This window comes from Streptomyces sp. NPDC093064 (assembly GCF_044754605.1).
GTDB lineage: Bacteria > Actinomycetota > Actinomycetes > Streptomycetales > Streptomycetaceae > Streptomyces.
In genome coordinates, this window is the sequence record NZ_JBIVPK010000118.1 from 1 (window position 1) to 5,760 (window position 5,760).

Sequence of the window (5,760 nt, forward strand, 5' to 3'; positions counted from 1 at the left end):
GAGAGGCGCACGGCGGGTTCGGCGAGAGGTCCGGAGAAACGGACCGGGAGCAATCCCGGCACCGCGCTCCGGGCCTACTCAGCGGAGCGGTCGCGTAGGGTCACGGAAGCGAGTTCTGACGGTGCTTCACGTCAGTCACTCATTCGTTTGCCGCCCACCCGGAACCGGGTCACGGGGTGGGCGGCCGCTTGGTCATTTCCACCTTCAGGTCAAGCGGTGGCACCCCCGTCGAGGACCAGGTCGTGGCCGACGGCGAAGCCCGCCTCGGGTGATGCGAGCCAGAGCACGGCGGAGGCCGCTTCGTCGAGTGTTCCGACCCGGCCGATCGGCAGTGCGTCCTTCATCCGTGCGGTGCGGTCGTCCTCGGTCTCGCCTGGCCGTAGAGACATGGGTGTGTCGATAGGGCCCGGGCTGAACGCGTTGATTCGAATGCCCTTCTGGATGTACTCCTTTGCAGCCGCCCGGCTCAGCGCGCTCACCGCCGCCTTGGAGGCCGCGTACGCGCCGAGGAACGGCAGCCGCATGTGCGCACCCAGGTTGGAGGCGGCGTTGACGATCACGCCGCCGCCGTGGACGCGCATGTGGGCGATTTCGTGTTTCATGCTGAGGAAGACGCCGGTCAGGTTCACGGCCAACTGGCGGTCCCAGTTCGCCTCGTCCATGTCCGCAAGCGGTCCGGCCTCGAGAATTCCTGCGTTGTTGAACGCGATGTGCAGGCCGCCGTGACGCTCCACGGTGGTCGCGACCAGCCGGGCGATGTCCTGGGAGGAAGAGACGTCAGCGGTCACGGCGCCGGCCTGGCCACCTTCATCCTTGATCAGCTTCACGGTCTGCTCGAGCGGGCTGATGCTGCGCCCGGCGACCACCACGGTCGCGCCTTCCCGGGCGAAGGCAAGCGCGGTGGCCCGGCCGATGCCAGAACCTCCGCCGGTGATGAGGGCCACCTTGCCAGTGAAACGTGTGGTCATTCCGTATTCTCCTTTACTTTCTTGGTGCGGCGCGGAGACGCCGAGAACAGGGCGGTGATGAACAGGGCGACTGCGGCGATGCGTAGAGCGAAGGCACAGCCGCTCGACGGGTGTGTGAGTGGGTAGTGGCAAGAGAGACCAGCACCGCGAGACCGAGACGAGGGCCGATTTCCATGGCGGTGTTCAGCAGCCCGCCCGCAAGGCCCCTCTGGTCTTCGTTCACATCTTGCATCGCGGCGAGCGTGGCAGCAGCGAATGCCACACCGGCTCCGAAGGGAAAGATGAGCAGCCCGGCGTAGGGCACGTCGAGGAGGCCGAGCAGTAGCAGGCCGGCGGCCAGCAGTGCTCGCAGGCCTCGATGCCTTCGCTCAGTGCCCGCAGGGCGACGTCCCGGGGTACGCCTTTCCAGCGTTTGCCTGCCATATGGCAGCCGCCGACGTGAACGGCGGCAGGCGGTGAGTCGCGGTTCAGGCCGCCTTCGAGGATCCAATCGGGTGTGGCCGACCGTTGTGATCGACGACGAGGGCGGCTGCCGTGGATGACTCTCAGCGTTTCTGTCTGACCGTGACGGCGGCGGTCGTCTGGTGATGCAGGGCTGGTGGGGGAGCGAGGCGACCGCTCGCCGCAAGTTCTCGTTATGGGTGGGGGAGTACGGCACTATGTCCGGCGTTCGCATCACCCTCATCGATGAGGGGCAGGGCCAGACGGTGACGACGTGGCCGGACGAGGCCTGATCGTCGACGTACGACACGGGCCGCCGTGCCTGGCCCTCGGCGGTGTCAGGACGATGCGATCGGGACGCCGGATCGGACTCGTGCTTGCAGCGCGTTCCTGCGGGGCCGCCACAGCCGGTGCCGGCTCCGTGGTTCACGAACTCGGGAACAGGGGCCCGCCTGCCATGAGGCCGCCGTCGGCCAGGAGGATGTGCCCGGTGACGTAGCTCGCCTTGTCCGAGCCCAGGAACTGGACGGCTGCGGCGATCTCCTCCGGGGTGCCGGCCCGGTGCATGGGCAGCACCGAGTCGACCGCGTCACGTGCTGTGTCGTCGCCGGTGAACCGCTCGTACATAGCGGTGCGGGTGTAGCCGGGCGCGACCGCGTTGACCCGGATACCGTGGGCGGCGCCTTCGAGGGCGGCGGCCTTGGTGATGCCGACGACGGCGTGCTTGCTGCCGACGTACAAGGCCGCCCCGGGATAACCCATCAGGCCGAAGGTGGAGCTGACGTTGACGATGCTGCCGCCGCCCTGTGCCCGCATGGCCCGGAACTCGTGCTTCAGGCACAGCAGGGTTCCTTTGACGTTGGTGTCGAAGGTGGCCTGGTAGGCGTCGTCGGTCACCTCGGTGACAGGGCCGGGTGTTCCCTCGGTGCCGGCGTTGTTGAAGGCGACGTCGATCCGCCCGAACCGCGCGATCGCGCGGTCGACGAGGTCCCTCACCTCGGCGTCGAAGCGCACGTCGGCCCGCACGAACTCGGCCTGGGCGCCGAGGCCGGCCAACTCCCCGGCAAGCTGTTCACCCGCGTCCTGGTGACGGCCGCAGACCACGAGGTTCGCGCCCTGGCGGGCGTAGGCGAGGGCGGTGGCGCGGCCGATACCGGTGAGCGCGCCCGTGATGAGGACGACGGGGTCAGACACGTCAAGGTCCTTCCTGCAATCACACGGGTGAGCGATGGGCATGCGGCGCGGAGCCCGCAGGCACCGGTTCTCCTCGGGCAGGGCGTATCCCGTGTGCTCCGGCAAGGAAGGTGTCCCGGCCGCGCCGGATTCAACCGCCGCATCCCTCGGACGGCAGTACGTGTTGGCCCGTATGGTTCACGGGCGGCGACCGGGACGGGCGACCCGCAGGCGGTCACATGGGCGTGAGGTGAACCGCGGGTTCGGACGGGAGCCGCCATCGGGCGCAGATCGGGGAGCGGTCCGCGCGTCGGATCCCCGTCTCTCTCAACAGGGGAGCGCGCGGTGGCCCGGTGCGGACGCCGGCCGCTGGTCGGCGTCCACCTCTTCCGGGCACGTACGTACCGGGTCGGCCTGCCGGGATCGTCAGCGGCCGGTTGGCGCACCGGGTCGGCAAGGAGCGTGGGTCAGTAACGAACAGGCTGGCAGTTGTACGGCGGCGAGGGCTTCGCCCAGCTACCGTGACGTGTCGCTCGCCTGTCCGATGGTCGGGTTGTCGTATGTCATCGGCCACTCCGTGGAGTCGGTCGGTTCCGGGTCGGTGGCCAGGCGGGCGTGCAGGTGCTCGTCGTGGTATGCCCCATCGCCGAAGCGGTGTGAGTCGCGCAGGGTGCCTTCGGGGAGGTAGCCGCAGCGGTGGGCCACCCGGCAGGAGGCGTCGTTGCCGACTGCGTGGGCGATCTCGATCCGGCGGGCATCGGCCGTCCGGAAGGCCCAGCTGGTGACCGCCCTCGTTGCCCGGGTGGCCACGCCTCCTCCGCGGGCGGTCGGCAGCGTCCAGTAGCCGATCATCGCCAGGCCGTCCGCGCGATCGACCCAGCGCACGGTGACGCTGCCCAGCAGGACGCCGTCAGTAGCGGTCAGCACGGCGAAGGAGGCGCTGGCACCGCGGTCCCAGCCTCCGTCGCGAGATTCCAGCCATGCCAGGGCGTCGCTGCGGTCGGCTGTCGCGAGAGGGTTCCAGAGGGCGATCAGCGGGTCCGCCGCGGCGGCGATCAGGCCGTCCAGCAGCGTGTCTGGCTCGGTGGTCTCCCGGCCCCACGGGTGCAGCAGCACATCGCCCAGGTCGAGCGTGGTCCGGAGGAAGGTCCGCCGGTCGGCGGGGTTCTGGGGGACGGAGGTGCTCATGGCGCCCTTCCTACCCGGTCGTCAGGCATATCGCCAGCCTTTTCCGCTGGCCACAGGCGGGGCTGAGTCCGGCGGGAGCTCATCCCGTACTCGGTAACCCGCCTGCGCTTCGTGATCATTCATGCACGATGATGCCGGTATGCATGGTGGGGATGGGCTGTTCGAGATCGAGCCGGTTGAGAAGAGGCAACGGCAAGGCCGTGGGGCGGCGGTGGACAAGACGTTCAGGGCGTTCGACCCGCACCAGGTCCTGCTGCTGCCCCCGTCGCTGGATGCCCCGGGACCACCTGGCCCGGTTCGTTGCCGAGCTGGTCGACGAGGTACTGGACCTGGGACCGATCCTGGCGGACTACACCGACAAGCGCGGCTACCCGCCCTACGAACCGCGGCTGATGCTGCGGCCGACATCGCGTTCCGATACCTCGCCGCTGGCCAGGCCCCCGACTACCGCTCGATCGCCCGGTTCCGCCGCCGCCACCTGGACGCGCTCGCCGGTCTGTTCACCCAGTCACTGCGCCTCGCGCAGAGGCTCGGCATGGTCAAGATGCGGCATCAGCAGATCTTGCCGGGCCGGGTCGCAGCGGCCTTGAGTAGATCCCGCAGCAAGCCGAAGTCGATGTTCTCCGGCCTGCGGAACCGCAGACAGCCCTTGCCCATGTCCTGCCCGGCCAGTCGTTTCTCGAATGCCTCACGGACGTCACTGCGCATGAGATAGAAGGAGATGTATTGCTTCTGGCTGGCAAACGCGATCTCGCAGGCGCCGTCCCGCTCATATGCGGGCATCCCGTACGCCATGACCTCGTCGAAGCCCACCAGCTCCTCGCGGCACAGCTGCCGCACCTTGGTCAGCACGGCCCTGCGTTCCTCAGGAACCTCAGTCAGGTAGCCGTCGACGTTGCTAGCCTCGCTCTGCACCATTCCGTGAGGTTATGCCGGGTGCAAGGCCCATATCAACATTTCAAACACTGCCTAGGAGCCCTCCTCCGTCGCGTGCCGCGCGGCTTTCTTCACGCTGGCCTCGACCTCGTTCCGTGCCTGGCCTTCATCCTTCGCGTACTCGGTAACCGCGGCCTGGACGTCACGGGCAAGGTCGCGCCAGGCGCGCCACGCGGTCTCGTACGTTGCGGTCTGCTGCTCCATCCACGGCTCGCGGGCGGGCGGCCCGTACTGGTCGCGTAGCTGCTCGACCTGCGCCTGCGCTGCGTCAGCTGCGCGCTGCATCTCCACGAGTTCTTCGAAGATGTGTACCACGTGCGGATCCTAAGCGGGCGGTCCGATGAGCCGACCGTCGGACTCACTGCCCGATCGGGTAGGGCCGCTGTCCTTGCCGGCCCCCGGTAAGACCTTCCGCGCCCCTGGCACTCCCGTTTCGTGCATCCGACCCGCCTGACGCCCTGAGCGAGGGCCGCGACAAAAATCTTGCTGCGGACCGCCGCCGGCCTCCAGGACCACGGGGTGCCGCCGCGGGTGGTGAAGATGGCCGTGAGGCGTAGGGGAGGGGACTCATTCACCCTGCCGACGCGCCGAGCGAGCGGGGTTGGGTGCTGGGGTCTTAGCGTCGTAGTGCCTTGCGCTGTGACAGGACCGCAGGGTGATGGACGGCCCCTGCACGCAGCGCCCTGGGCAGGGGCCGCCGTCCCTGCATGGACAGCAAGGCGAGCAACGTCAAGATCACCGGCGGTGAGCTCGTCGAGCCGGCGGAGCCTACCCCGGTGCTGGACCTGGTGGCAGCACTGCAGGAGAGCGTCCGGGCTGCCGAGCGGGTATACATGCGTCCATCGGCACGGCATCGGCCATAACCGTTGTTTGGCCGGGCTGGCTTCCGACTCCTCCGCAAACCGGTCCTGTTGGTGTGACAGAAGGGGAACGCGTCGCAGACTCGCGGCAGATGGAGCTCTCGTGGACATCGCCGGGCAAAGCAAGCAGCGCGATGCGGTCAGTATTGAGTGGCCATTCAAGGGCTCTGCTTGGACCCCTGTGTGGCATTCGG

6 protein-coding genes and 1 pseudogene are annotated in these 5,760 nt (G+C 68.5%); 1 reads left to right on the forward strand and 6 read right to left on the reverse strand.

The window, feature by feature from the left end; translation table 11 throughout:
• Positions 1–209: 209 nt before the first annotated feature.
• The 4 genes from ACIQFZ_RS43010 to ACIQFZ_RS43025 form a co-directional block, all read right to left on the reverse strand.
• Positions 210–968: an SDR family NAD(P)-dependent oxidoreductase gene (locus ACIQFZ_RS43010; RefSeq protein ID WP_402693953.1), complete on the reverse strand. Its 759-nt coding sequence runs from the start codon at positions 966–968 to the stop codon at positions 210–212.
• Between the two features lie 219 nt (positions 969–1,187).
• Positions 1,188–1,607 carry a DUF6233 domain-containing protein gene (locus ACIQFZ_RS43015; protein WP_402693958.1) on the reverse strand — a complete coding sequence of 140 codons (420 nt, stop codon included), beginning with the start codon at positions 1,605–1,607 and terminating at the stop codon, positions 1,188–1,190.
• Between the two features lie 228 nt (positions 1,608–1,835).
• On the reverse strand, positions 1,836–2,603 hold the full coding sequence (locus ACIQFZ_RS43020; protein ID WP_402693954.1) for an SDR family NAD(P)-dependent oxidoreductase: 768 nt from the start codon (positions 2,601–2,603) through the stop codon (positions 1,836–1,838).
• A gap of 495 nt (positions 2,604–3,098) precedes the next feature.
• Positions 3,099–3,770 carry a GNAT family N-acetyltransferase gene (locus tag ACIQFZ_RS43025; protein WP_402693955.1) on the reverse strand — a complete coding sequence of 224 codons (672 nt, stop codon included), beginning with the start codon at positions 3,768–3,770 and terminating at the stop codon, positions 3,099–3,101.
• Between the two features lie 157 nt (positions 3,771–3,927).
• On the opposite strand from ACIQFZ_RS43025, the pseudogene ACIQFZ_RS43030 reads away from it, so the two are divergent.
• A pseudogene (locus tag ACIQFZ_RS43030) lies at positions 3,928–4,398 on the forward strand (transposase); the annotation flags it as partial.
• Here the strand turns inward: ACIQFZ_RS43030 and ACIQFZ_RS43035 are convergent.
• Both ACIQFZ_RS43035 and ACIQFZ_RS43040 read right to left on the reverse strand, forming a co-directional pair.
• Positions 4,323–4,688: an iron chaperone gene (locus ACIQFZ_RS43035; protein WP_402693956.1), complete on the reverse strand. Its 366-nt coding sequence runs from the start codon at positions 4,686–4,688 to the stop codon at positions 4,323–4,325. The pseudogene ACIQFZ_RS43030 and the gene ACIQFZ_RS43035 sit on opposite strands and share 76 nt — an antisense overlap.
• A 51-nt stretch (positions 4,689–4,739) precedes the next feature.
• The gene (locus ACIQFZ_RS43040; protein ID WP_402693957.1) at positions 4,740–5,021 is read right to left on the reverse strand and encodes a hypothetical protein; all 282 of its coding nucleotides are present in this window, start codon (positions 5,019–5,021) and stop codon (positions 4,740–4,742) included.
• Between the last annotated feature and the right edge of the window lie 739 nt (positions 5,022–5,760).

Bases quoted from the DNA above. Each gene is read 5' to 3' on its own strand.
- ACIQFZ_RS43010 (WP_402693953.1), bottom strand. From the start codon at position 968: ATGACCACACGTTTCACTGGCAAGGTGGCCCTCATCACCGGCGGAGGT.
- ACIQFZ_RS43025 (WP_402693955.1), bottom strand. From the start codon at position 3,770: ATGAGCACCTCCGTCCCCCAGAACCCCGCCGACCGGCGGACCTTCCTC.
- ACIQFZ_RS43035 (WP_402693956.1), bottom strand. From the start codon at position 4,688: ATGGTGCAGAGCGAGGCTAGCAACGTCGACGGCTACCTGACTGAGGTT.